The sequence below is a fragment of the Metabacillus sp. KH_069 genome, assembly GCF_057838075.1.
In genome coordinates this window covers 3,654,098-3,675,917 of record NZ_CM174460.1, presented here as the reverse complement: position 1 = coordinate 3,675,917, position 21,820 = coordinate 3,654,098, and the positions used below count along the sequence as shown (strand labels likewise).

21 protein-coding genes are annotated in these 21,820 nt (G+C 41.8%); 14 read left to right on the top strand and 7 right to left on the bottom strand.

Annotation, left to right across the window (positions count from 1 at the left end; translation table 11 throughout):
* Positions 1-136 precede the first annotated feature (136 nt).
* On the top strand, positions 137-1,486 hold the full coding sequence (locus AC3ISE_RS18525; RefSeq protein ID WP_489222103.1) for a glucose-6-phosphate isomerase: 1,350 nt from the start codon (positions 137-139) through the stop codon (positions 1,484-1,486).
* Between the two features lie 97 nt (positions 1,487-1,583).
* Positions 1,584-1,988: a YugN-like family protein gene (locus AC3ISE_RS18520; RefSeq protein WP_070875860.1), complete on the top strand. Its 405-nt coding sequence runs from the start codon at positions 1,584-1,586 to the stop codon at positions 1,986-1,988.
* Here the strand turns inward: AC3ISE_RS18520 and AC3ISE_RS18515 are convergent.
* Both AC3ISE_RS18515 and AC3ISE_RS18510 read right to left on the bottom strand, forming a co-directional pair.
* Positions 1,985-2,977: a potassium channel family protein gene (locus AC3ISE_RS18515; RefSeq protein WP_489222102.1), complete on the bottom strand. Its 993-nt coding sequence runs from the start codon at positions 2,975-2,977 to the stop codon at positions 1,985-1,987. The two genes, AC3ISE_RS18520 and AC3ISE_RS18515, sit on opposite strands and share 4 nt — an antisense overlap.
* A gap of 12 nt (positions 2,978-2,989) precedes the next feature.
* The gene (locus AC3ISE_RS18510; RefSeq protein WP_489222101.1) at positions 2,990-3,232 is read right to left on the bottom strand and encodes an atypical membrane-integrating protein (Mistic protein); all 243 of its coding nucleotides are present in this window, start codon (positions 3,230-3,232) and stop codon (positions 2,990-2,992) included.
* A gap of 158 nt (positions 3,233-3,390) precedes the next feature.
* Here AC3ISE_RS18510 and AC3ISE_RS18505 point away from each other — a divergent pair, with 158 nt between their 5' ends.
* From AC3ISE_RS18505 to AC3ISE_RS18480, 6 genes are all read left to right on the top strand, one after another.
* Complete coding sequence (locus AC3ISE_RS18505) at positions 3,391-4,695, top strand: glycosyltransferase family 2 protein (protein ID WP_489222100.1); 1,305 nt, start codon at positions 3,391-3,393, stop codon at positions 4,693-4,695.
* Between the two features lie 117 nt (positions 4,696-4,812).
* Positions 4,813-6,126, top strand: a complete 1,314-nt coding sequence (locus AC3ISE_RS18500) for a hemolysin family protein (RefSeq protein ID WP_489222099.1) — start codon at positions 4,813-4,815, stop codon at positions 6,124-6,126.
* A 533-nt stretch (positions 6,127-6,659) separates the two neighbouring features.
* On the top strand, positions 6,660-7,895 hold the full coding sequence (locus AC3ISE_RS18495) for a dicarboxylate/amino acid:cation symporter (protein ID WP_489222098.1): 1,236 nt from the start codon (positions 6,660-6,662) through the stop codon (positions 7,893-7,895).
* A gap of 600 nt (positions 7,896-8,495) precedes the next feature.
* A complete protein-coding gene (locus AC3ISE_RS18490) occupies positions 8,496-10,157 on the top strand; it encodes a glycoside hydrolase family 13 protein (protein ID WP_489222097.1) in 1,662 nt (553 codons plus the stop codon).
* Between the two features lie 149 nt (positions 10,158-10,306).
* Positions 10,307-10,723, top strand: a complete 417-nt coding sequence (locus AC3ISE_RS18485) for a secondary thiamine-phosphate synthase enzyme YjbQ (RefSeq protein WP_489222096.1) — start codon at positions 10,307-10,309, stop codon at positions 10,721-10,723.
* Positions 10,704-11,627 carry an MBL fold metallo-hydrolase gene (locus AC3ISE_RS18480; RefSeq protein ID WP_489222095.1) on the top strand — a complete coding sequence of 308 codons (924 nt, stop codon included), beginning with the start codon at positions 10,704-10,706 and terminating at the stop codon, positions 11,625-11,627. Before AC3ISE_RS18485 ends, AC3ISE_RS18480 begins: the two co-directional genes overlap by 20 nt.
* A gap of 155 nt (positions 11,628-11,782) precedes the next feature.
* On the opposite strand, the gene AC3ISE_RS18475 is transcribed toward AC3ISE_RS18480, so the two are convergent.
* Positions 11,783-12,115, bottom strand: coding sequence for a DUF948 domain-containing protein (locus tag AC3ISE_RS18475; protein ID WP_165970991.1), 333 nt, complete (start codon positions 12,113-12,115; stop codon positions 11,783-11,785).
* 58 nt (positions 12,116-12,173) lie between these two features.
* Positions 12,174-12,572: an HIT family protein gene (locus tag AC3ISE_RS18470; protein WP_489222094.1), complete on the bottom strand. Its 399-nt coding sequence runs from the start codon at positions 12,570-12,572 to the stop codon at positions 12,174-12,176.
* Positions 12,573-12,743: 171 nt separating this feature from the next.
* On the opposite strand from AC3ISE_RS18470, the gene AC3ISE_RS18465 reads away from it, so the two are divergent.
* From AC3ISE_RS18465 to AC3ISE_RS18450, 4 genes are all read left to right on the top strand, one after another.
* Positions 12,744-13,823, top strand: coding sequence for an NAD(P)H-dependent flavin oxidoreductase (locus AC3ISE_RS18465; RefSeq protein WP_489222093.1), 1,080 nt, complete (start codon positions 12,744-12,746; stop codon positions 13,821-13,823).
* On the top strand, positions 13,824-15,092 hold the full coding sequence (gene kynU / locus AC3ISE_RS18460) for a kynureninase (RefSeq protein WP_489222092.1): 1,269 nt from the start codon (positions 13,824-13,826) through the stop codon (positions 15,090-15,092).
* The gene (gene kynB / locus AC3ISE_RS18455; protein WP_489222091.1) at positions 15,089-15,712 is read left to right on the top strand and encodes an arylformamidase; all 624 of its coding nucleotides are present in this window, start codon (positions 15,089-15,091) and stop codon (positions 15,710-15,712) included. Before kynU ends, kynB begins: the two co-directional genes overlap by 4 nt.
* Before the next feature lie 70 nt (positions 15,713-15,782).
* Positions 15,783-16,043, top strand: coding sequence for a hypothetical protein (locus tag AC3ISE_RS18450; RefSeq protein ID WP_489222090.1), 261 nt, complete (start codon positions 15,783-15,785; stop codon positions 16,041-16,043).
* A gap of 47 nt (positions 16,044-16,090) precedes the next feature.
* Here AC3ISE_RS18450 and AC3ISE_RS18445 read toward each other — a convergent pair whose 3' ends face one another.
* Complete coding sequence (locus tag AC3ISE_RS18445; protein ID WP_489222089.1) at positions 16,091-16,915, bottom strand: protein-glutamine gamma-glutamyltransferase; 825 nt, start codon at positions 16,913-16,915, stop codon at positions 16,091-16,093.
* Between the two features lie 201 nt (positions 16,916-17,116).
* On the opposite strand from AC3ISE_RS18445, the gene AC3ISE_RS18440 reads away from it, so the two are divergent.
* A complete protein-coding gene (locus AC3ISE_RS18440) occupies positions 17,117-18,511 on the top strand; it encodes an L-cystine transporter (RefSeq protein ID WP_489222088.1) in 1,395 nt (464 codons plus the stop codon).
* Positions 18,512-18,558: 47 nt separating this feature from the next.
* Here AC3ISE_RS18440 and AC3ISE_RS18435 read toward each other — a convergent pair whose 3' ends face one another.
* Positions 18,559-19,023 (bottom strand): hypothetical protein, encoded by a 465-nt coding sequence (locus AC3ISE_RS18435; RefSeq protein ID WP_489222087.1) that lies wholly within the window; start codon positions 19,021-19,023, stop codon positions 18,559-18,561.
* 12 nt (positions 19,024-19,035) lie between these two features.
* Positions 19,036-19,815 carry a hypothetical protein gene (locus tag AC3ISE_RS18430; RefSeq protein ID WP_489222086.1) on the bottom strand — a complete coding sequence of 260 codons (780 nt, stop codon included), beginning with the start codon at positions 19,813-19,815 and terminating at the stop codon, positions 19,036-19,038.
* A 154-nt stretch (positions 19,816-19,969) separates the two neighbouring features.
* Between AC3ISE_RS18430 and AC3ISE_RS18425 the strand changes: the two genes are divergently transcribed.
* Positions 19,970-21,733 carry an ABC transporter ATP-binding protein gene (locus tag AC3ISE_RS18425; protein WP_489222085.1) on the top strand — a complete coding sequence of 588 codons (1,764 nt, stop codon included), beginning with the start codon at positions 19,970-19,972 and terminating at the stop codon, positions 21,731-21,733.
* The last annotated feature ends 87 nt before the right edge of the window (positions 21,734-21,820 follow it).

The following is a 21,820-nucleotide window of genomic DNA, read 5'->3' as shown; positions in this document are numbered from 1 at the left end:
ACACCCTGTTTTGGCAGGGTGTTTTATTTATTTTTGAATTGGACACGTTTACATCAGGAGGCTCGCTTGATTTACCCTCTCAGTTTCGTTAAAGTGAAAGAGGATAAAAATTTTTATATGCGATGGAGGAACTGCAATGACACATGTTCGTTTTGATTATTCTAAAGCGTTGTCATTTTTTGGTGAACACGAACTTACATATTTGCGCGATTTCGTTAAAGTGGCGCATCATTCAATTCATGAAAAAACAGGTGCTGGAAGCGACTATCTGGGATGGGTTGATCTTCCGTCTGAGTATGATAAAGAAGAATTTGCACGCATTCAAAAAAGTGCTGAAAAAATCAAATCTGATTCAGATGTTCTTTTAGTTGTCGGAATTGGCGGTTCATACCTTGGAGCACGTGCTGCTCTTGAAATGCTGAACCATTCTTTCTACAATGCTCTATCTAAAGAACAGCGCAAAACGCCTCAGATCATTTTTGTTGGAAATAATATCAGCTCAACCTACATGAAGGACTTAATGGATCTTCTTGAGGGGAAAGACTTCTCCATCAATGTTATTTCTAAATCAGGCACAACGACAGAACCTGCGCTTGCATTCCGTATTTTCCGCAAGCTGCTTGAAGAAAAATACGGTAAAGCTGAAGCTAAATCCCGTATTTATGCGACAACAGACAAAGCTCGCGGTGCTTTAAAAACACTTGCGACTGAAGAAGGCTACGAATCATTCATTATTCCAGATGATGTTGGCGGACGTTATTCTGTATTGACAGCTGTTGGTTTATTGCCGATTGCTGCTGCAGGAGCTGACATTGAAGAAATGATGAAAGGTGCAACAGCTGCTATGGAGGACTTTGCAAATTCTGAGCTTGAAGAGAATGCTGCCTATCAATATGCTGCTGTCAGAAATGCATTATATAACCGCGGCAAAACGATTGAAATGCTCATTAACTATGAGCCGGGTCTTCAATACTTTTCAGAGTGGTGGAAACAGCTGTTTGGCGAAAGTGAAGGAAAAGATCAAAAAGGTATTTTCCCTGCTTCAGCAAACTTCTCAACGGATCTTCATTCAATGGGACAATATGTTCAAGAAGGACGCCGTGATTTATTTGAAACCGTGCTGAACGTAGAGAAGCCTCGTCATGAATTAACGATTGAAGCAGAAGAAAATGATTTGGACGGTTTAAATTACTTAGCTGGAGAATCAGTTGATTTCGTTAATAAAAAAGCATTCCAGGGCACAATGCTTGCTCATACAGACGGAGGCGTTCCAAACTTGATCGTGAACCTTCCGGAAATGAACGAGTACACATTCGGATACCTTGTTTATTTCTTCGAAAAAGCATGTGCAATGAGCGGATATCTTTTAGGAGTCAATCCATTTGACCAGCCTGGTGTTGAAGCATACAAAGTTAACATGTTTGCTTTACTTGGCAAACCTGGTTTTGAAGAAGTGAAAGCAGAGCTTGAAAAGCGTTTGAAATAAAAACAAAAAGGAGATGCGCCACATGGCGCATCTCCTTTTTTAATGATAAAAAAGAACCCTTTAGGAAAACCTATTCTTTAAAAGGAGGTTGATGGACGTGATTGAAATTCCATCAAAGCTTGAAGGGAAGTCATTTAAGCTCTATCATCTTGAACAGCAGCTGAAACCGCTTGGATATGCGATTGGCGGAGGATGGGAGTATGATCATGGATCATTTGATTATAAGATTGATGATGAAGTAGGCTATCAGTTCCTGCGTGTTCCATTTACAGCGGTGGATGGCCAGCTTGATTCGCAAAATACAACAGTTAAGCTGACAAATCCATACTTGCTTTCACATAAATACCAAATTGGACTTGATGATAATGTTCATATTGGAAATGTGAAAGCTTCGTTTGATCAATTTCAGGAACCTCAGGACAAGGATGCCGAGTTTCCTGAAAAGTATATTGATCTTGGCAAGGATCTAGTGAAAGAACTTGAAGCAGTTTTGCTGGACTAATGAGTAATCAGAATGAGTAAATCATCCTGATGCAGGACTTGGGAGATGGGCGGGTTTAACTTCGTCTTATCTCCTTTTTTAATGCCGATTAACAGCAGCTCTTTTTCTAGAAGGGCATGGCTTGCCGCATGAAAGGTTTCTCCTATTAGTTCCTCGGGAATCGGTTCTATTTTGAAGTAGTTTCCATTTGCCGGATTAAGTTCTGAGTATACGCTTGATAATCCATACTTTGCTAAGTAGCTGTTCATCATTAAGTGACTTGACAGCTGATAGGATTTAATAATCTCATCAGCACCTGCACGTTTTGCATTATTCAGCTGCATCCCGGTAACGAGCTCAATGACCGTATATAAATCAGGGTTTATCCCTTTTAAAGCAAGCAAAATAAGGATGGAATGCATATCAGCGTCCGATTCATTTTTATGCTGGTTCGCTGTAATGATAGCTGCATCCGCCTGTTCGATATTCGCTTTCACAAGCGTGCGGTCTATTGTCGGATTTCCTCTAATAAAATGAAGATTTTCAATAAGTGGTGACTCCTCAAGCGTATCATCAATTAAAACGAGGTTTTTGTATGGCTTTATTTTTTGAAAGGTCTCAATGAGTTCGCTCGTTTTCTCATTCCATCCGATAATGACGATATGATTGCCATGTTTAAACGTGGTATCCCCTTTAAGGTATGAATGCTGTTTTTGAAAAGCTGCAGCTGACAATGTAGCAAAATAGGTTGTGACAAATCCTGCACCGATTAAGATGAGTACCATTCCTACAAAGCGTCCCGCTACGGTTTTCGGCACATAGTCTCCGAAGCCGACTGTGGATACGGTGACAAGCGCCCACCAGATTCCATCAAACACGGTTGGGAAAACTTCAGGTTCAATAAGTGAAATTACCTGACCGAAGAGAAGCACAATCAGCATCACAATCAAAACAATTCTAAAATACAGCGGCCACTTCAGCCAATCAATTAATAATTTATTAGACCTCACTATATTCACCTCTTATTTTTCTTTTGGAAGAAAAGAAAGGACCTCTCTTATAATAGAATTAATTTTCTCAGTGACAGCATCTTTTCCGTAGGCACCTATAGCTTTTTCGATTGCTGACATCGTTTTCTCATTAAATTCGATAACAGGCTTATCCTCTTCTGCGTCATTGTAAAATTGGATAAAGACATCAAGTCCTTCGTTCATTTTATCAATCGCATCGCTGAGTGCGTTTTTTTCATCTTCTGTCAGTTTCATCGTTTCACTTCCCGTTCAAAACGTATTCCTCCGTAGTATGTGCAATCTTACTCTATTTTTTCGGCAATCGTTGAAAGTTATCATCTTTGTCCTCAGGCATGTAATTTATTCTTTTGTAAAAGATAAAAGAAACAGGCATTACCTGAGGTTGATAACTTATGAAAAAAAGATATGTATCAGTAAAAAAGAAGTTTTGGATCAGCCAGACAGCTGCCGTTCTTTGGATGGGCGCTTCGATCTTCATTTCATTGCCATGGGTAAGGGAGCTGGCAGAAATCATTGGTTTTCCTCTTGCCATTATGATTATTGCCGGAATTGCGTATATTCCGGGATTTTTAAATGCTTTTTTAGTGTGCAGTCTGTGGATCGACAGACAGCCAGGACATAAGAACACCAGCCCCGATGTGCCGGTTACCGTCATTATTGCTGCAAAAAATGAGGAAAGAAATATTGGGACTGCGATTCATTACATCGCTAAACAGGATTATGAAGGCGAGATTCATGTGATCGTGGTTGATAATGGTTCCACTGATGAAACTGCAGCTAGAGCTGATAAGACTGGGAAAGAACTAAGGCTGAACCTGCGAGTTTTTAATGAGGAGAAGCAGGGGAAATTTCATGCTTTGAACCGTGGAATCAGTCAAACAGATACGGAGTTTGTTTTGACGCTTGATGCTGATACTCTTTTACATAAAAGTGCCATTCGCTATATAGTTGCCAGAATGGTCAGTTCACCTGAAGATGTATGTGCTGTTGCAGGTACGATTCTTGCGAGAAACAGCCGTGAGAATTTACTTACAAAAATGCAGGAGTGGGATTATTTCCTTGGAATTGCAGCCATAAAGAGACTTCAGGGACTTTATCAGGGAACACTTGTCGCACAAGGGGCTTTTAGTCTTTATAAGACAGAAGCAGTAAAGGAAATCGGAGGCTGGCCTGAAGCTATTGGTGAGGATATTGTGCTGACATGGCGGTTCCTCCACCGCAACTACAGGGTTTACTTTGAGCCGCTTTCTGTTGCTTTTACTGAAGTTCCGGCGACGCTGCGTCATTTTGCCAAACAGAGATCAAGATGGGCCAGGGGAATGATCGAAGCTTTGAAGGAAATGAAGCCTTGGCACCAGCCGGTTCTCTTCGCGAAATTTTTGACCGGCATAAACTTTATCATGCCATACCTGGATTTTACATACACATTGTTCTGGATTCCGGGCCTTATTCTTGCATTCTTGGGTTACTTTTGGATTGTAGGACCGATGACATTATTTGTTCTTCCGATTACTTTAATCAGCTATTACAGCATTTACTCCTATCAGAAAAAAGTGTTCAGGGAGCTTGATTTAAAAGTCAGAAAAAACACGGCTGGGTTCTTCTTATTTGTCTTAGCTTATCAAATGATCATGTCGCCAGTGTCTGTGTGGGGGTATATCCAAGAATTTTTTCATTTAAGGAGAATATGGAAATAAATGAGATGCTAATCGTCTTCTAATTAGTAAAGAATAGAAACTATATATGAGTATTCACCTAGATGGATTTCACCAAAGAAGGGAGGTGACCTTATCCGCTGACGGGTAAGGGAACTCTTGATTGTCACAAATTTATTATTGGTCGCCCTGTTAATTGCTGCTACCGGATTTTTTGTTGCTGCAGAATTTGCCATAGTTAAGGTGAGAAGTTCCAGAATTGATCAACTGGTCGGTGAAGGGAATAAGAACGCGATAGCTGCAAAAAAAGTGACAGGCAGCCTGGATGAATATTTATCCGCCTGCCAGCTCGGCATTACCATTACAGCCCTTGGACTTGGATGGCTTGGGGAGCCGACAATTGAACATTTGCTTCATCCTTTTTTTGACTCATGGGGACTAAACCCATCGCTTTCAGGCATTTTATCGTTTGTTCTGGCTTTTTTAGCTATTACTTACTTGCATGTAGTTATTGGGGAGCTTGCGCCAAAAACACTTGCTATTCAAAAAGCCGAGTGGGTGACAATGACTCTGTCCCGGCCGCTCATTATTTTTTATAAAATCATGTATCCCTTTATAAAAACGCTGAATGGTTCTGCATTATTTATTGTCAGGCTGTTCGGTCTGCATGCGGCATCAGAGCATGAAATGGCTCATACAGAAGAGGAACTGCGGATCATTTTGTCTGAAAGCTTAAAAAGCGGCGAGATCAATCAGTCAGAATATAAATACGTTAATAAGATTTTTGAATTTGATAATCGAATAGCCAAAGAAATCATGGTTCCAAGAACAGAGATGGTTACAGTGGCACTCGAAGATTCTTTTGAGGAAAACTTAGAGATCATGAGGAGCGAACGGTATACAAGATATCCGCTTGAACATGAAGACAAAGACAACATTGTGGGGCTCGTAAATATCAAAGAAGTATTAGATGCCCTATACATGTCAAAAGAAGGCGTGCTCCTTAAAAATTATATACGTCCCGTAATTAAGGTTATCGAAACAATTCCCATTCAGGATTTATTGCTGAGAATGCAAAAAGACCGGATTCATATGGCAATCCTGGTTGATGAATATGGCGGAACAGCCGGGCTTGTAACAGTAGAGGACATCCTTGAGGAAATCGTCGGAGAAATCCGCGATGAGTTTGACGTGGACGAACTGCCTAATGTTCAAAAGAAAAGCGAATATCATTACATTTTCGACGGCAAAGCACTAATTGAAGAAGTGAATGATCTCCTTCAGCTCGAGATTGATTCAGAAGACGTGGATACAATCGGCGGCTGGGTTCTCACCGAGAAAATCGATGTGAAAAAAGGAGACAAAATCATGTCTGACGGATACGAGTTTACCGTAACGGACATGGAAGGGCATCATATTAAGACGCTTGAAGCAAAAAAGAAGATGGAAGCAGTAACAGGTGATCCAGAATGATTGCCTGTTTTTTTATATGTGAAGAATTCAACAAAAAGATGCAAAACACACGCATTTTACCACCGGAATAGTTGGAAGTGTTCATTTTTAATGGCTGTTTTCGCATAGATTGTTGTTTTTGATTATAAATATTGTCCGTTCCTTTCCGCTGCAGGAACTTGCTTTCCGCGGGGAGCGTGGAAGCCTCCTCGGCGAGCCTGCGGGGTCTTCCATTTCGCTCTATTTTCCCGCAGGAGTCAAGTTCCTTCCGCTACAATCCACTAATGGTTTTAAATCATCTAGTCTAAAAGCAACAATGTTTACGAAAAGAGCCTTTTTAATAGAATAACTTCTCGATGATAAACATGCTAACTATTACAGAAAAAGACATTCCACTGTCCTCTAGAGGGCTGGAACTATCGGGAAACATCATCTCACTATCTTGAACGGACGTTTCACTATCCGTCCGCTTCGACTATTATTTAGTTGAATAATTTTTTTCCCTCTGATAGCATTAGTGAGTTCTTATCGTTATTAGTTGGAGGGATTTTTGGATGAAAGCTTATCGCTTTCCGCTTATTTTGCTGTCTTCTGTTCTTATTGGCGGAATAATCGGACTTGTGTTTGGAGAAAAAGCAACATTATTAAAACCGTTTGGTGATCTGTTTTTGAATGCCATGTTTACGGTTGTTGTACCATTAGTATTCTTTACAATCGCTTCTTCCATAGCAAATATGGGAGGAACGAAGCGGCTCGGAAAGATTATGGGAAGCATGCTTGGCGTGTTTCTGTTTACAGGCTTAATTGCTGCTCTTTATATGGTAGTCGTTGTTAAAATCATTCCGCCTGCACAGGGAGTGTCTCTTCAGCTTGAAAAACCGGAGGCGCTGGAAGATGTAACACTTGCAGACCAAATTGTCAGCACATTTACGGTTCCGGATTTTGTTGAGTTATTTTCAAGAAATAACATGCTGGCAATGATTGTTTTTTCAGTTTTAGTAGGACTGTCGGTTTCGATGATCGGGGAAAAAGGGAAGCCGTTTGCAAGCTTTCTTTCGTCCGGATCAGAAGTTTTAATGAAGCTTGTATCATTAATTATGTATTATGCACCGATCGGGCTCGGCGCTTATTTCGCGACTTTAGTCGGTGAATACGGTCCAATGCTATTAGGTACTTATTTCAAAGCAGGTGTCATGTATTACGTCTCGGCATTTATCTATTTTGTGATTGCCTTTACAATTTACGCATTCATGTCTGGAAAAAGGCAGGCGGTCACTGTATTCTGGAAAAATATGCTTTCTCCAACCGTGACTTCACTTGCTACCTGCAGCAGTGCAGCTTCGATTCCTGTGAACCTTGAAGCTACACGCAAAATGGGCGTGAGCGCTGATATTCGCGAAACCACTGTCCCTCTGGGTGCTGCTCTTCACAAGGATGGATCCGTACTTGGAGGCGTATTAAAGATTGCTTTTCTTTTTGGAATCTTTGAAATGAACTTCTCAGGTTTTGGCACATTAACAAGTGTTGTTCTTGTAGCCATTCTCGTTGGAACGGTAATGGGAGCTATTCCAAGCGGCGGTATGATTGGTGAAATGCTGATTCTCACGCTTTACGGATTTCCGCCTGAAGCCCTGCCTATCATTGCGGCAATCTCCACGATTATTGATCCGCCGGCAACGATGCTCAATGCTACCGGCGATAATGTCAGCAGCATGATGGTTTCCAGATTAGTAGAAGGAAAAGACTGGATGAAGAAAAAAACAGCTGAACTTAGTTCCAAAATTGCATAATTGTTTGAGAAGGGATTGTCCAATAAGTCTTTAAAATGAAGCAGGCAGGAAAAACAAATGTTATTTCCTTCCTGCTTTTTATGTAGACTCTTTTCGTAAACTTTGTTGTTTTTAAACTACTTGTTAAAAATCTTGAGTGGATTGCAGCGGAAGGAACTTGACTCCTGCGGGAATTAGAGGGAAGTTGGAGACCCCGCAGGCATGCCGAGGAGGCTCCAACCCTCCCCGCGGAAAGCAAGTTCCTGCAGCGGAAAGGAACGGACAACATTAATAATCGAAAACACCAATTTATGCAAAAACAGACTATCTGGACAGCCTCTTCTTTTTTAATTTTTAGTGAATACAAAAATTTTGGGCTCAGCTTTGATGTCCAGCGCAAGCGCAGCCGGAGCTAAACGGGCACTTGCGCTGTTCTTACTAGAAAACTATTAGAAGGAATTCAAAGGAAATTGTTCATTCTTTAACATAATTAGAGTATAATATTTTTTAGTAATGACAACTTTTAATTAAATGTAAGCGAATACTTTTATTTTTAACATTTTAACCCTATTTTTCATTCGTCTTACTCGACGTTAAGGTTGATATAAAGGAGTGTTTCAGTTGAAAAAGATTTGGTGGAAAGAATCGGTTGCATACCAAATATATCCTAGAAGTTTCATGGATTCCAATGGTGACGGAATTGGCGATATCCGCGGCATTATTTCTAAATTAGATTACTTAAAGGATTTCGGCATCGATGTGATCTGGATTTGCCCAATTTTTACATCACCTAATGCTGACAACGGATATGATATCAGTGATTATCAGGATATTATGGCAGACTTCGGAACAATGGAGGATTTTGATGACCTTCTGGCTGAAGTGCATAAGAGAGATATGAAGCTGATCCTTGATTTAGTCGTTAATCACACTAGTGATGAGCATCCTTGGTTCATCGAATCACGCTCTTCAAAAGAGAACGACAAACGGGACTGGTACATCTGGCGCGATGGCAAAAACGGCAAAGAGCCAAACAACTGGGAAAGCATCTTCAGCGGTTCGGCATGGGAGCTTGACGAAGAAACAAATCAATATTACATGCATGTATTCGCAGCAAAGCAGCCTGATTTAAACTGGAAAAACGAAGAAATGAGACAAGCTGTATACGATATGATTAACTGGTGGCTTGATAAAGGCATCGACGGGTTCCGTGTAGACGCAATTTCTCATATCAACAAAAAAGATGGCTTTCCTGATCTGCCTAACCCGAACGGACTTGATTTTGTTTCCTCATTTGATTATCACATGAACGTAGAAGGTATTATGGAGCATCTAAGCGAGCTGAAAGCGCAAACGTTTGCACGTTACGATATCATGACAGTGGGCGAAGCGAATGGCGTTAAGCTTGAGCAGGCGGAAGACTGGGTTGGCGATACAAATGGCATCTTCAACATGATTTTCCAATTCGAGCACCTCAATTTATGGGACAATGGAACAGAAGGAACAGTCGACCTCATTAAGTTAAAAGAAACGTTAACAAAATGGCAAAAGGGATTGGACGGTTCCGGGTGGAACGCATTATTCCTTGAAAATCACGACCAGCCTCGCTCTGTATCAACATGGGGCAATGATAAAGAGTATCTGACTGAAAGTGCAAAAGCCCTCGCAGCCATGTACTTCTTAATGCAGGGTACACCATTTATTTATCAGGGACAGGAGCTTGGAATGACAAACGTTCATTTCCCGTCAATTGATGATTATGATGATGTAGCCATGAAAAACCTTTACCGCATTGAAACAGCAAAAGGACGCTCACATGAAGAAATTATGGAAATTATCTGGCATAAGGGCCGTGATAATTCCCGTACACCAATGCAATGGAATGAAGAGAAAAACGGAGGCTTCACAACAGGCACACCATGGTTTGGAGCTAACGAAAACTATAAACAAATCAACATTGAAAAGCAGTTGAAAGATGAGAACTCAGTCTATCATTTCTATAAAAAAATGATTGATCTGCGCAAGGAGCATCTAGTTTTTGTTTATGGATCTTACGACTTGATTCTTCCAAAAGACAAGCAAATTTATGCCTACACAAGAACATATGAAGGCAAAACAGCACTGGTTATCGCAAACATCAGCAACAAAACAGCTTTCTACCAGTACAGCAAGCTGCCGTTATCGAAAGAACAGCTGATTCTTCAAAACTATGAAGCTGCTGACCACAAACACACAACTTCATTCACATTGAAGCCATTCGAAACAAGAGTTTACGTTCTTTAATTCACATGACCCCCAACAAGGATGAATGCCTTTTGGGGGTTTTTTTGTCATTAGACGGATCAATTCATTTGAAGAGGCGTTCCGAACGTGCCTGATTATGCTTCTTAATGATACAATTCAACCAAAGGAAATAAGGAGGGACATGCAACATGCTGAAAAGCTTTACTTTAAAAACACACTCTCGCGATGAGATGGCAGATGTGACATCAAGTGTTGAAAAACTAGTGAGAGAAGCTTCTATAAAAGAAGGCACTGTCCTTATTTACTGCCCGCATACTACAGCAGGCATTACAATCAATGAAAATGCGGATCCGGATGTAAAAAGAGACATGATCAGACGTTTTGACGAAATCTTTCCTTGGCAACATGAGGAGGACCGGCATGAAGAAGGAAATACAGCCGCTCATATGAAAGCGAGCACTGTGGGGGCATCGCAGCATGTTATCGTAACGGACGGAAAGCTGCTGCTGGGTACGTGGCAGGGAATTTACTTCTGTGAATTTGACGGTCCCAGAGAACGGACATTTTACGTAAAGGTGCAGGCAAATGGGGAAAAGATATCATAACTTAGATGGTGTCGAAAACACCAAAAGCTTTTCTGACTTCAGAAAGTGGATGAAGGAGCGGAGATCGAAAGAAAAGGATTTATCCATATCCATTGAATCTGCTGAAAAAACTTATATAAAAGAGATTAAAAATAATCGGTCTCGAACGAGCATAACCTGGGTTGGTCATTCTGCGTTTTTGATTCAGATTGATGGAGTAAACATTCTGACCGACCCCGTTTGGGCAGAACGAATGGGCATGCAAAAACGGCTGACAAGACCCGGTCTTCCGATTGATGAGCTGCCCGAAATAGATGCAGTCCTGATTTCGCATGGGCATTATGATCACTTGGACTTTGCAGCGATCAAACGGCTGAAAGGCAAACCCCTTTTTTATGTGCCTGAGGGACTTGGTGCTTTATTTCTAAGAAGAGGCTACAAAAATGTGACAGAAGCGTCCTGGTGGGAAGCCTTTCACATGAAAGGCGTCAGCTTAACCTTTGTTCCTGCCCAGCATTGGACAAGAAGAACACTCTGGGATACGAACACGTCTCACTGGGGTGGATGGGTGATTCAAATTTCGTCATACTCAATCTACTTCGTTGGAGACACAGGATATTTCCGCGGTTTTAAGGAAATCGGCGAGAAGCTGGACATTGATGCCGTGCTCATGCCAATCGGCGCCTATGAACCCGAGTGGTTCATGAATGTATCCCATATCAACCCGGAGGATGCAGTCAAAGCATATCAAGATTTAAACGCAAAAGGGCCGTTTATTCCAATGCATTACGGGGCATACCGGCTCGCGGACGATACGGGGCCGGAAGCTCTGGAGCGGCTGCTTTCAGAATGGGACAAGCGCACACTGGATCCCGGACAGCTTAACGTAATGAAAATCGGAGAGACATGGTGGGTAGAGCATTGACCAAAATAGTGTATGGTGTAGCTGCTGGATTGTAAAAGAAAACGCAGGGATTCTAAATTCCCTGCGTTTCTTAAATCTTAGCTCCCATTAGTGGAATAAGATTTTCACCGTAAAATTCATTGTTTTTCACACATCAAAAACGTAATCTGTTTTCTTCAGCCCCGCACTCTGTGAGCGGCTGATTCTTCCTTCTTGGAAGGCAAAAACTCTTTAAATCCTTTGATTGTTTCCGGAGTTTCTTTAGCAATCTCAATTGTTGTCTGCACGGTCTGTTTTTTGTATTCAACATCTGACATGATTTTCTCCTGTGTGGCAGAAAGCTTCGTAGTTTCGGTTTGAATGCCCTCTGTTTGCTTTTGAATGCGGTTAGCCGTTTCCTGAAGATCCTGCAATGCAGGCTGCGCTTTCTTAAACGTTCTAAAAGCAGAGACTCCTAAATAAATAAGTGCACAAACTACAAGAGCGATGCTTATATAAACAATGGTCATCTGATAATCTCCTTTCGATTTCATCTCTTTTTTATTTTTTACCCTAAAAAGGTCATTCTTAATCTTGTATAGAAGGCCTCATATTTTCTGGATCCTTTAGCCAGGAGCGAATGCCGCGGCCTGCATAAGGCTCGTCTTCAAAACGCGGAATAACATGCAGGTGGGCATGGAAAATATGCTGTCCTCCCGTTTCTCCTGAATTCCATCCAATCGTATAGCCATCAGGCTGATACTCTTCGTCAAGCAATTTCTTCACTTCCTGCAGGAGACTGAAAGTAGCAAGCCACTCTTCTTCTGTTAACTCGAAAACGGTCGGCCTGTGCTCTCTCGGAACGATTAAGCCCGAACCTTTCAGCACTTTTTGCGGCATTTGCAAAAAGAGGCAATGTTCATTGGACAAAACGGCTTGTTGATCTTCTATCATTAAGGGATTGCAAAGCGGGCATAATTCTTCCACCTAAGACCACTCCAATCTTTCTGAATCTATTTTTTACCATTTTAGCATAATCAGCTAAGATGACGTCACTATTTGCCTCTATGAGGGTATTCCTTTTAGTATGGCAGGGAACAGCGCATGACATGTAGAAGAAGATATACAGCATTCTTCTGAAATTGGAGGGAAACTTATATGACATGGCATCATACTTCTATAAGCAGGCTGCTGAAGATTGAATACCCGATTGTTCAAGCGCCGATGGCAGGAGGAATTACTGTTCCTGAGCTGGTCAGCGCAGTCAGCGAGGCCGGGGCGTTAGGATCAGTCGGTGCAGGGTATTTAACGTCCGCTCAGCTTGATCAGCAAATAAAAGAAATAAAAGCTTTAACAGGCAGACCGTTTAACGTGAATCTTTTCGTACCTGAAAAAGAAGTAAGCATCAGCAAAGAAGCTATTCAGACGATGAAGGATATTCTTAAAAAAATGAACATGCCTGTCCAGGATGTTTCGTTCACAAATGAAACGAGTTATTCAAATTATGAGAAGCAGCTTGAGACTGTTCTTCTAAATGATGTGCCGATTTGTTCATTTACTTTTGGCCTTCCTTCAATTGAAGCTGTCAGGGAGCTGAAACGGGCAGGCAGGATCGTAATAGGTACGGCAACAACGGTTGCGGAAGCTATTTTATTTGAAGAGCGCGGGGCAGACGTGATCGTCATGCAGGGAAGCGAAGCAGGAGGACACCGCGGTACATTCAATGATTCCGCTGATGCCTGTATTGGCACTATGGCTCTTGTACCCCAGGCGGCAGATGCTCTGAGCGTACCGGTTATTGCTGCTGGCGGGATTGCAGATGCTAGAGGAATCGCAGCAGCACTGATCCTTGGTGCAGATGGCGTTCAGCTGGGCAGTGTTTTTATCCCCTGCACAGAAAGCGGTGCTCCTGCTGCTTACAAAGCAAAAATACTAAGCAGCAAAGATGATGAAACGGTTCTGACGAGAGCCTTTTCAGGCAAATATGCACGCGGAATATCAAATGACTTTATTCAGAAAATGAAACCATTTGAAAACAGCATTTTGCCTTATCCTGTGCAAAATGAACTGACAAAACGGCTGCGCAGTCATGCGGCACAAGAGCTAAATGCAGAGAACATGTCGCTGTGGGCAGGACAGAGTTTAAGATTGATTAATGAATCAATGTCTGCGAAAGAGGTTTTAGACAGATTAATTGCAGGAATGAACGATGTAACAGAATCAGCCGGAAGGACGTGAATGCAAGTGGATCTTAAAACGGCGGCGGCCCTTGATGAGAAAGATGAGCTTGCCCATTTTCGAGATGAGTTCTATCTGAAGAATACGATTTATTTAGACGGCAATTCACTTGGCCTGCCTTCAAAAAGAGCAGAGGCAGCGCTGCTGTCAATGCTTGATGCCTGGAAGGAGTTTGGGATTGACGGCTGGACACAAGGAGAAAAGCCCTGGTACTACTTAGCTGAAACACTAGGAGAGCAGTCTGCTTTTCTGGTAGGGGCGAAGCCTGAAGAGGTAGTTGTGACTGGGTCAACAACAGTTAATCTGCATCAGCTTGCTGCGAGCTTTTTTCATCCAGAGAAAAAGAGGACGAAGATTCTGGCAGATGACCTGAACTTTCCATCTGACATTTATGCCCTGCAAAGCCAGCTGTCTCTAAGAGGGCTCGACCCTGCGGTGCATCTAGTTAAAGTGAATAGCAGGGATGGGCATACGCTTAGTGAAGAAGATATCATCGCTTCAATGACAGATGAGATTGCCTTAATTGTTTTGCCTACTGTTCTATACCGGAGCGGACAGCTTTTGAATATCGAAAAGCTGACGAAGGCCGCAAGCGAGCGCGGGATTTTGATTGGTTTTGACGGGTGTCATTCAGTAGGAGCCGTTCCGCATGAGTTTCACAAATGGGGGGTAGATTTTGCCTACTGGTGCAATTACAAGTATTTAAACGGGGGGCCTGGGGCAGCAGCAGGGCTGTTTGTTCATGAAAAGCATTTAGGGAAAATGCCGGGCTTAAGCGGGTGGTTTGGGTCAAATAAAGAGTCTCAATTTGATATGGAGCACACTTTTACACCTGCATCCACTGCCGGAGCCTATCAGATTGGAACGCCCCATATTTTCAGTTCTGCCCCTCTATCTGCTTCTCTTCAACTTTTTAAAGAGGCAACTCTATCAGCCATCCGCAAAAAGTCACTGAATATGACAAGAATTATGATGGATTTAATTGATTCAGAGCTTTCAGGGTTTGCTTTTCGCATCATCAATCCTGCAGAAGACGAAAGACGCGGGGGGCACGTTGCACTCCTGCACCCTGAAGCAGCAAGGATTTGCAAAGCGCTAAAGCAGGCTGGCGTCATTCCGGATTATCGCTCACCCAACATTATCAGACTGGCCCCGGTTGCATTGTATACGTCCTACGAAGAAATTTGGAGAACAATCCAGGTTTTAAAGGACATTATGAGGGAAAAAAGATATGAACAATATGAAAATAAACGTGAGGTGATCGCATGAAGATTATTGATGTTTCAAGACCTGTCCAAAATAGCACGCCAACGTGGCCCGGCGATACGCCATTTGATTTTGAACTAATGTGGACAAAAGAAGCAAGCGGATCTGTTAACGTGGGCAAGCTTGAAATGAGCACCCATACCGGGACGCATATAGATGCCCCGTTTCATTTTGATTCAGAGGCGAAAAAAGTACATGAGCTTGATCTTTCCATCTACTGCGGAAAAGCAAAAGTCATCCATCTTCAAGGTGTTGAAGTGATAACAGCACACGAGTTGAAAAAATTCGGCCTTTCTCAAACTGAAAGGCTGTTAATCCGCACAGATTCCTGGGATGACCCGCTAAGATTTCCAGAAGAGTTCTCTTATTTTCATCCTGATGCAGCCGCTTATCTGAAAGAAATCGGAGTCAGGCTTATAGGAGTAGATGTACCTTCCGTTGATTTTATGAAAAGCAAAGAGCTTCCTGCCCATCATTCATTCCTTGAGAATTCTATTTTTATTTTAGAAGGGCTGGATTTAAGCGCGGCAGAACAAGGGGATTATGAATTGATCGCTTTGCCGCTCCGGATTGTAGATGGAGATGGAAGTCCTGTCAGAGCTGTTTTAAGAACGTTTGAATAATAGGCTTGAAAACCGATTGTTTCTTTTCTTTTTAGAGTAGAACGTGTATTCTGTAAGCAGGTGATGGAAAATGAAAATTATTCATTATACTTATAGAAAGCGCGGAAAAATTGAATTCTGGTTTGATCAGTGGCCAAATTCCCCCGTCGTTTTTACTCCAATTAAAGAATACTATTTTATTAGAGTTGTTAAGTGGAGCGACCTTGATCCGCTCGTAACCAGAGATGACCTTGGCAAGATGGAGCTGATTGTCAATCAGTACCTCGGACGTGAGGAATACTACTTGCAGCGCAAATATTTTGATAAGGAACGATTTGGGCTGCCTAAATAATAGGCAGCTATTCTTGTTGTTTAAAAAGGGATTGCGCTTCTGTTCTGTTATTTTAAATAAACAGCCGTTCCAATTTTCGAAATGATTTTTTGATCATCAGCCAGTGAGAAATTTCCCTGGATTGCTCTTCCAAGCTTTCTGTAATCATATAAATATCTGTAATCCAGCCTCGTAACCTGTGAAAGCAGATAAGCAGTTTGGACTGCTCCTTCTTTCCGGTATTTATTCAGTGATGCAATAATTCCTTCTGCATCTTTAATTCCAATCCCATGGCCGTAATAGAGATCGTATCCCATATCGATTGTATTTTCTCCACGCCACTGAGGCTTCTCTGGATCGAAATCCGGATTTTTAAAATAGACACAGTCACCTGGCAGATAATCGTTTCCTCTTCTTGTGAAAACACCCAAATCATCATCGTAGTGCCAGTCATACAGAATCATTCCTGCGAATAGCCGATTGAAATGCCGCTCTTCGATCATCTCAAGCACTGCTTTGTAAAAAACGGCCACAATGGCAGTGGCACATTCAAAAGCATACAGTTCCCCGTTTGCATAAAGATCCCTGATTCCTTCAGATGGAGGAACTCCGGGTTTTATGACAATTGCTCCTTGACTTGTCAGATCCCATAAAGCCGGGTTGCACTTGGAATATTCAAAGGTTGTAAACTTAACGCCGCTTTGATAGAGGGCGGAGGCAGCTTTGACAATCTCAATTCGTAAATCCATTTCAAATTTAAACTGATTAAAATGTTCATAGGAATAGACTTCTTCATATTTCACCATCAAATCAAGGATCTCTTTCTGCTCACCGGTCAGAGCAGCTGTATTCATAATGTTTTCACTTTGATTCGCATGTTTGATTTTGATCACAGCAATCATTCACCTCCTTTTTATGTAGCTGATTTAATAATTTATGAGAGCGCCCTGCGAGTTGGAACCCCTGATGAATATTTCCTGAAGGACGGACGTATGATGAATCAATTGTTCTGCATCAGTAATTCCTACTTGACTGATTGGAATAATTGCATTATATTTTTTTAGTATTAAAGGAAAATGTTAGGGGGAGAAAAAATGTCTTCTTTTTTAGTTATTATTAATATTGCCGTGCTTTTGGGTCTTATCTTTTTATTGTTTTTTATGCAGAAAAAACATGTTTCGTTTTCAAAACGTGTATTTGCTGCACTTGGCCTTGGGATCGTTCTCGGGTTTGCTTTTCAATTTATTTATGGACCGGAAAATGAGGTTCTTCTTGAATCAATCGGCTGGTTTAATATCGTAGGAAGCGGTTATGTAAAGCTTCTTCAAATGATTGTGATGCCGCTTGTATTCATTTCGATTCTTGCAGCATTTACGAAAATGAAATTATCGAATAACATTGGAAAAATCAGTGTTCTAATCTTAGGTATTCTTGTAGGGACTACAGCAATCTCTGCTGCAATTGGAATTGGCACTTCTCTTGGATTTAATTTAGAGGCCGTTCAAATTGAGCAGGGCGAGGCAGAAACAGCAAGAGGGGAAGCGCTTGATGCATCCTACACTGAGATTCAGGATCAGACGTTCCCGCAGAAAATGCTTGAGCTGCTTCCAGGAAATCCTTTCCTTGATTTTACTGGGGCACGCCCGACCTCAACGATAGCCGTTGTTATTTTTGCGGCAATCTTAGGTTTGGCTTTCTTGGGAGTTAAACGAAAAGAACCTCAGCATGCAGAGCTGTTTGCAAAAATTGTTGATGCCTTTTACGCCATCATCATGAGAGTCGTCACACTCATTTTGCGACTTACTCCATACGGCGTACTTGCCATCATGACAAAAACGGTGGCTTCAAGTGATCTTGATTCCATCTTAAAGCTTGGAAAATTTGTGCTTGCTTCTTACGTGGCACTGCTTGTCATGTTTATCATCCATTTGCTGCTCCTGACGCTTGCGGGACTTAACCCGATCACATATGTCAGAAAGGTTTTCCCTGTTTTGACGTTTGCTTTTACATCACGTACGAGTGCAGGAACGCTGCCATTGAATATCAGCACACAAACGAAACAGCTGGGTGTTCCGGAAGGAATTGCAAACTTTGCAGGATCCTTTGGCCTCAGCATCGGACAAAATGGCTGTGCGGGCATCTATCCGGCGATGCTTGCCGTCATGATTGCACCAACTGTCGGAATCGACCCGTTAAGTCCTTCTTTCATCTTTACATTAATTGCGGTTGTTGCCATCAGTTCATTCGGAGTTGCAGGTGTGGGCGGAGGAGCTACATTTGCTGCGATCCTTGTCCTCTCAACAATGAATATGCCGATTGCTTTAGCAGGATTGCTTATTTCTGTTGAACCGCTGATTGATATGGGCCGTACAGCATTAAATGTAAGCGGAAGTATGACAGCGGGAGTTTTAACTGGGAAAATAACAAAAGAATTAGATACAGATACGTATAATCACAGCGGCTCATCACAATTGGAGCTGGAAGCTTAATAAAAAAAAGCAGTTAGCAACTGAAAAGGTTCAGTCTAACTGCTTTTTTATTTTACAAACCCGATCGCCATGGCATAATTATCCGAAAGAACTTGGTTGATTCTTCTATAAAAATCTTCATGGCATTCAATCACTAAAACAACTTCCGTTTCTTTCGTTTTGGAACGAAGCTTAAGTTTTTTCTTTTTAATCACACGATAATAGATAAAATTGAGAAGAAATCCAAGCAGCAGACCGCTCCCGGCTCCGATCAGCCCCCAATAAACAGGTCCCCACGCTAACTTAAACCCAATGCTCACGCCTATTACGGCAAAAGCGGTCGCAAGTGCGGCGCCAGTATCAAACAAACTGACTCCATCGGAGTGATGAATCGAATCCATCAGCTTCATTGAATCGTCTGTTGTTTTTAATGAAACCGCCAGTATCCTCTCTTTTGGTATTCCTTCTTGTTCCAACTGAGAAATGGCCAGTTCTAGATATGTGCAGTGATCAAAGGTAGCAAATACTTGCAATGGAATCGCCTCTCAAACTCTGTCTGGAAATTTAACACGATAATGCTGATAATTCTTCACCAGAAAATTCCTCTGCTCATCTATAAAAAGCTTATTGTTCTCAACTGTATTTATGTAGGCATCATAAGCAGCAAAACCGTACACAGAGGGTACAAACATCAGCCATGAAGGATTTAGAATATCTGTAGCATGCTGAACTTGACCTAAAAACAAGTAATGTACCGCAAGCAGGCATTTAGAGTAGTAGACAAAAACCACTGTCCAAATCAGAGCGAAGAATCCCGTAATGAGGCGGTGAATATAAAGCTGCCCAGTTCCCGGCATTAAAAAAGACCAAACGACTGCCATTCTGGGATTTCGTTTATCTAAATAATTGATTTCCATCCCCCCTATTGAAAACGTGTTGAAAGGGGCATTTTCCCGTTCAGCAAGCAGAAAAACACGATTAGAATCAATAGTAGTCCTGTAGCTGTCCCAGATTGCAAAGATGTAAACAGGAATATATAGAAGAGTCCAGCGGTAATCAAGTGCATCCCGCGCCTTGTCAATTTCACCGCAAAATGAGTAAACCATGGCGATGTTCAAATGAGATTGCATGTTAATAAACACTTCCCAGATAAATAAGAGCAGGCCTCTGAAATATTTAGAAAGAAGAAGATGTCCAAATCCCGGGAAGGCTGCAGACCACCATGCAATAATATACGGGTTTCTTATATGAAATTGGGTCGTTCCAAACATGCTTAAATGGGCTTTATACCGTCTGTATTGATTGGTGCCAGTGTAATTATCCATCTTATTTCCTGCTGCTTTCTATATATTGATATTCACCTTATCATTTCCTTTTTTATGGAAATACATGCGGAGAGTGCAGGAAGTTTCAAATTTAAAAAATTAAGAAGGAAAATGTATAATAAAGGATAGTACGCGAGTTAGGAGACAAAATGAGATGAGTTCACAAAAGACAGGCGGCAAATGGCGGGTATTCTTTCAGCTGATACGGGAGACAAAGCCTTCAAAGACAAAAATGGCGATTGCAGGTACGCTCAGCGTTTTATCTACAGTTGTCGGTCTTGTCATCCCTTTATTCACAAAGAATTTAATCGATGAATTCAGCTTTGATAATTTTGGAAGTGTGCATATTTTTCTGCTGATATCAGCTTTTATCGCACAGGCAATTACAAGCGGCGTATCCATTTACCTTCTCAATCATGTCGGTCAGCATGTCGTTGCACGATTAAGGGAAAGACTTTGGAATAAGCATATCCATCTTCCCGTTCGATTTTATGACGAGCACAAAACCGGCGAAATGATCAGCCGGATGACAAATGATACGGCCATTTTAAAAGGGTTGATTACAGATCATATTACAAACTTCTTTACAGGAATCATTGCGATAATAGGATCATTTGGCATTCTCCTTTATCTGGACTGGCAAATGACGCTAATCATGCTTGCCTTGATTCCTCTCTCCATATTAATTTTGCTTCCGCTGGGAAGAAAAATGTACAAAGTCTCTAAAGGTCTTCAGGATGAAACGGCGAGCTTTACAGCATTATTAAGTGAAGTGTTATCTCATGTCCGATTAGTGAAATCCTCCAATGCGGAACAAAAAGAGTACACCTCAGGAAAAAGCGGAGTAGGCCGGCTCTTTCAATTTGGATTGGCTGAAGCAAAAATTCATGCATGGATTGGCCCGTTAATCTCACTTGTGATTATGTCGCTGCTTGTAGTGATTCTGGGCTACGGCGGTCTGAGAGTTCAAGCAGGAGTTCTGTCTTCAGGGGATTTGGTTGCTTTTATTCTTTATCTCTTTCAGATTGTCATTCCAATGACTCAATTCACTGCTTTTTTCACCCAGCTGCAAAAAGCAATGGGAGCTTCTGAACGGATTATTGAAATCCTTGAAGAGGAGGAGGAAAACCTTCATTCAGGCAAGAAAGCAGAGAACATTCATCAACCGATCCACTTTAATGAGATTGATTTTGCCTACAAAAAAGAAGAACCAATATTAAATAAGGTTACTCTTGAGATTAAACCGGGTCAGACTTCGGCTATTGTCGGACCGAGCGGAAGCGGAAAAACGACGCTGTTTTCACTAGTGGAACGTTACTACTTGCCGACAGGCGGAGCCATTTATCTTGGGGATGAAAAAATAGACGGCTTTACCCTTGCTTCGTGGAGAGCGCATATTGGCTATGTCTCTCAGGAAAGTCCGATTACCTCAGGCACAATTAAAGAAAATATATGTTATGGATTAACGAGAGAAGTGACAGATGCAGAAATAGCCAAAGCTGCGAAGATGGCCTATGCGGATCAATTTATTGAAGAATATCCTGACGGCTATGATACACAAGTAGGTGAACGCGGCGTTAAACTCTCAGGCGGGCAGCGTCAGCGCATCGGCATTGCCAGAGCGCTGATCAGGGATCCTAAAATCCTCCTTCTCGATGAAGCAACCTCAAGCCTTGACAGCCATTCTGAAATTGTTGTTCAAAAAGCACTTGGCAACTTAATGGCCGGACGGACCACGATCGTCATTGCCCACAGATTGTCCACTGTCATTGATGCCGATCAAATTATCTTTTTGGATAAAGGGAGAGTCACCGGAACAGGCACACATTCGGAACTGCTGCAAGCTCATCCTTTGTACAGGGAGTTTGCTGTTCAGCAATTAAAACTGAATGATAGTAGGTTAAATGAGACTGTCTGAGTTTGATCAGATGGTCTTTTTTGCTGTAGAAAAGGTTGAGGGAAATTACACGCGTGCGCATGACATGGGATTCACCTGGAAGACAAA

Excerpts from the sequence above, each read along its gene's own strand:
- AC3ISE_RS18525 (WP_489222103.1), top strand. The coding sequence starts at position 137 with ATGACACATGTTCGTTTTGATTATTCTAAAGCGTTGTCATTTTTTGGT.
- AC3ISE_RS18510 (WP_489222101.1), bottom strand. The coding sequence starts at position 3,232 with ATGAAACTGACAGAAGATGAAAAAAACGCACTCAGCGATGCGATTGAT.
- AC3ISE_RS18505 (WP_489222100.1), top strand. The coding sequence starts at position 3,391 with ATGAAAAAAAGATATGTATCAGTAAAAAAGAAGTTTTGGATCAGCCAG.
- AC3ISE_RS18495 (WP_489222098.1), top strand. The coding sequence starts at position 6,660 with ATGAAAGCTTATCGCTTTCCGCTTATTTTGCTGTCTTCTGTTCTTATT.
- AC3ISE_RS18485 (WP_489222096.1), top strand. The coding sequence starts at position 10,307 with ATGCTGAAAAGCTTTACTTTAAAAACACACTCTCGCGATGAGATGGCA.
- AC3ISE_RS18480 (WP_489222095.1), top strand. The coding sequence starts at position 10,704 with ATGGGGAAAAGATATCATAACTTAGATGGTGTCGAAAACACCAAAAGC.
- AC3ISE_RS18475 (WP_165970991.1), bottom strand. The coding sequence starts at position 12,115 with ATGACCATTGTTTATATAAGCATCGCTCTTGTAGTTTGTGCACTTATT.
- AC3ISE_RS18465 (WP_489222093.1), top strand. The coding sequence starts at position 12,744 with ATGACATGGCATCATACTTCTATAAGCAGGCTGCTGAAGATTGAATAC.
- kynU (WP_489222092.1), top strand. The coding sequence starts at position 13,824 with ATGCAAGTGGATCTTAAAACGGCGGCGGCCCTTGATGAGAAAGATGAG.
- kynB (WP_489222091.1), top strand. The coding sequence starts at position 15,089 with ATGAAGATTATTGATGTTTCAAGACCTGTCCAAAATAGCACGCCAACG.
- AC3ISE_RS18450 (WP_489222090.1), top strand. The coding sequence starts at position 15,783 with ATGAAAATTATTCATTATACTTATAGAAAGCGCGGAAAAATTGAATTC.
- AC3ISE_RS18440 (WP_489222088.1), top strand. The coding sequence starts at position 17,117 with ATGTCTTCTTTTTTAGTTATTATTAATATTGCCGTGCTTTTGGGTCTT.
- AC3ISE_RS18430 (WP_489222086.1), bottom strand. The coding sequence starts at position 19,815 with ATGGATAATTACACTGGCACCAATCAATACAGACGGTATAAAGCCCAT.
- AC3ISE_RS18425 (WP_489222085.1), top strand. The coding sequence starts at position 19,970 with ATGAGTTCACAAAAGACAGGCGGCAAATGGCGGGTATTCTTTCAGCTG.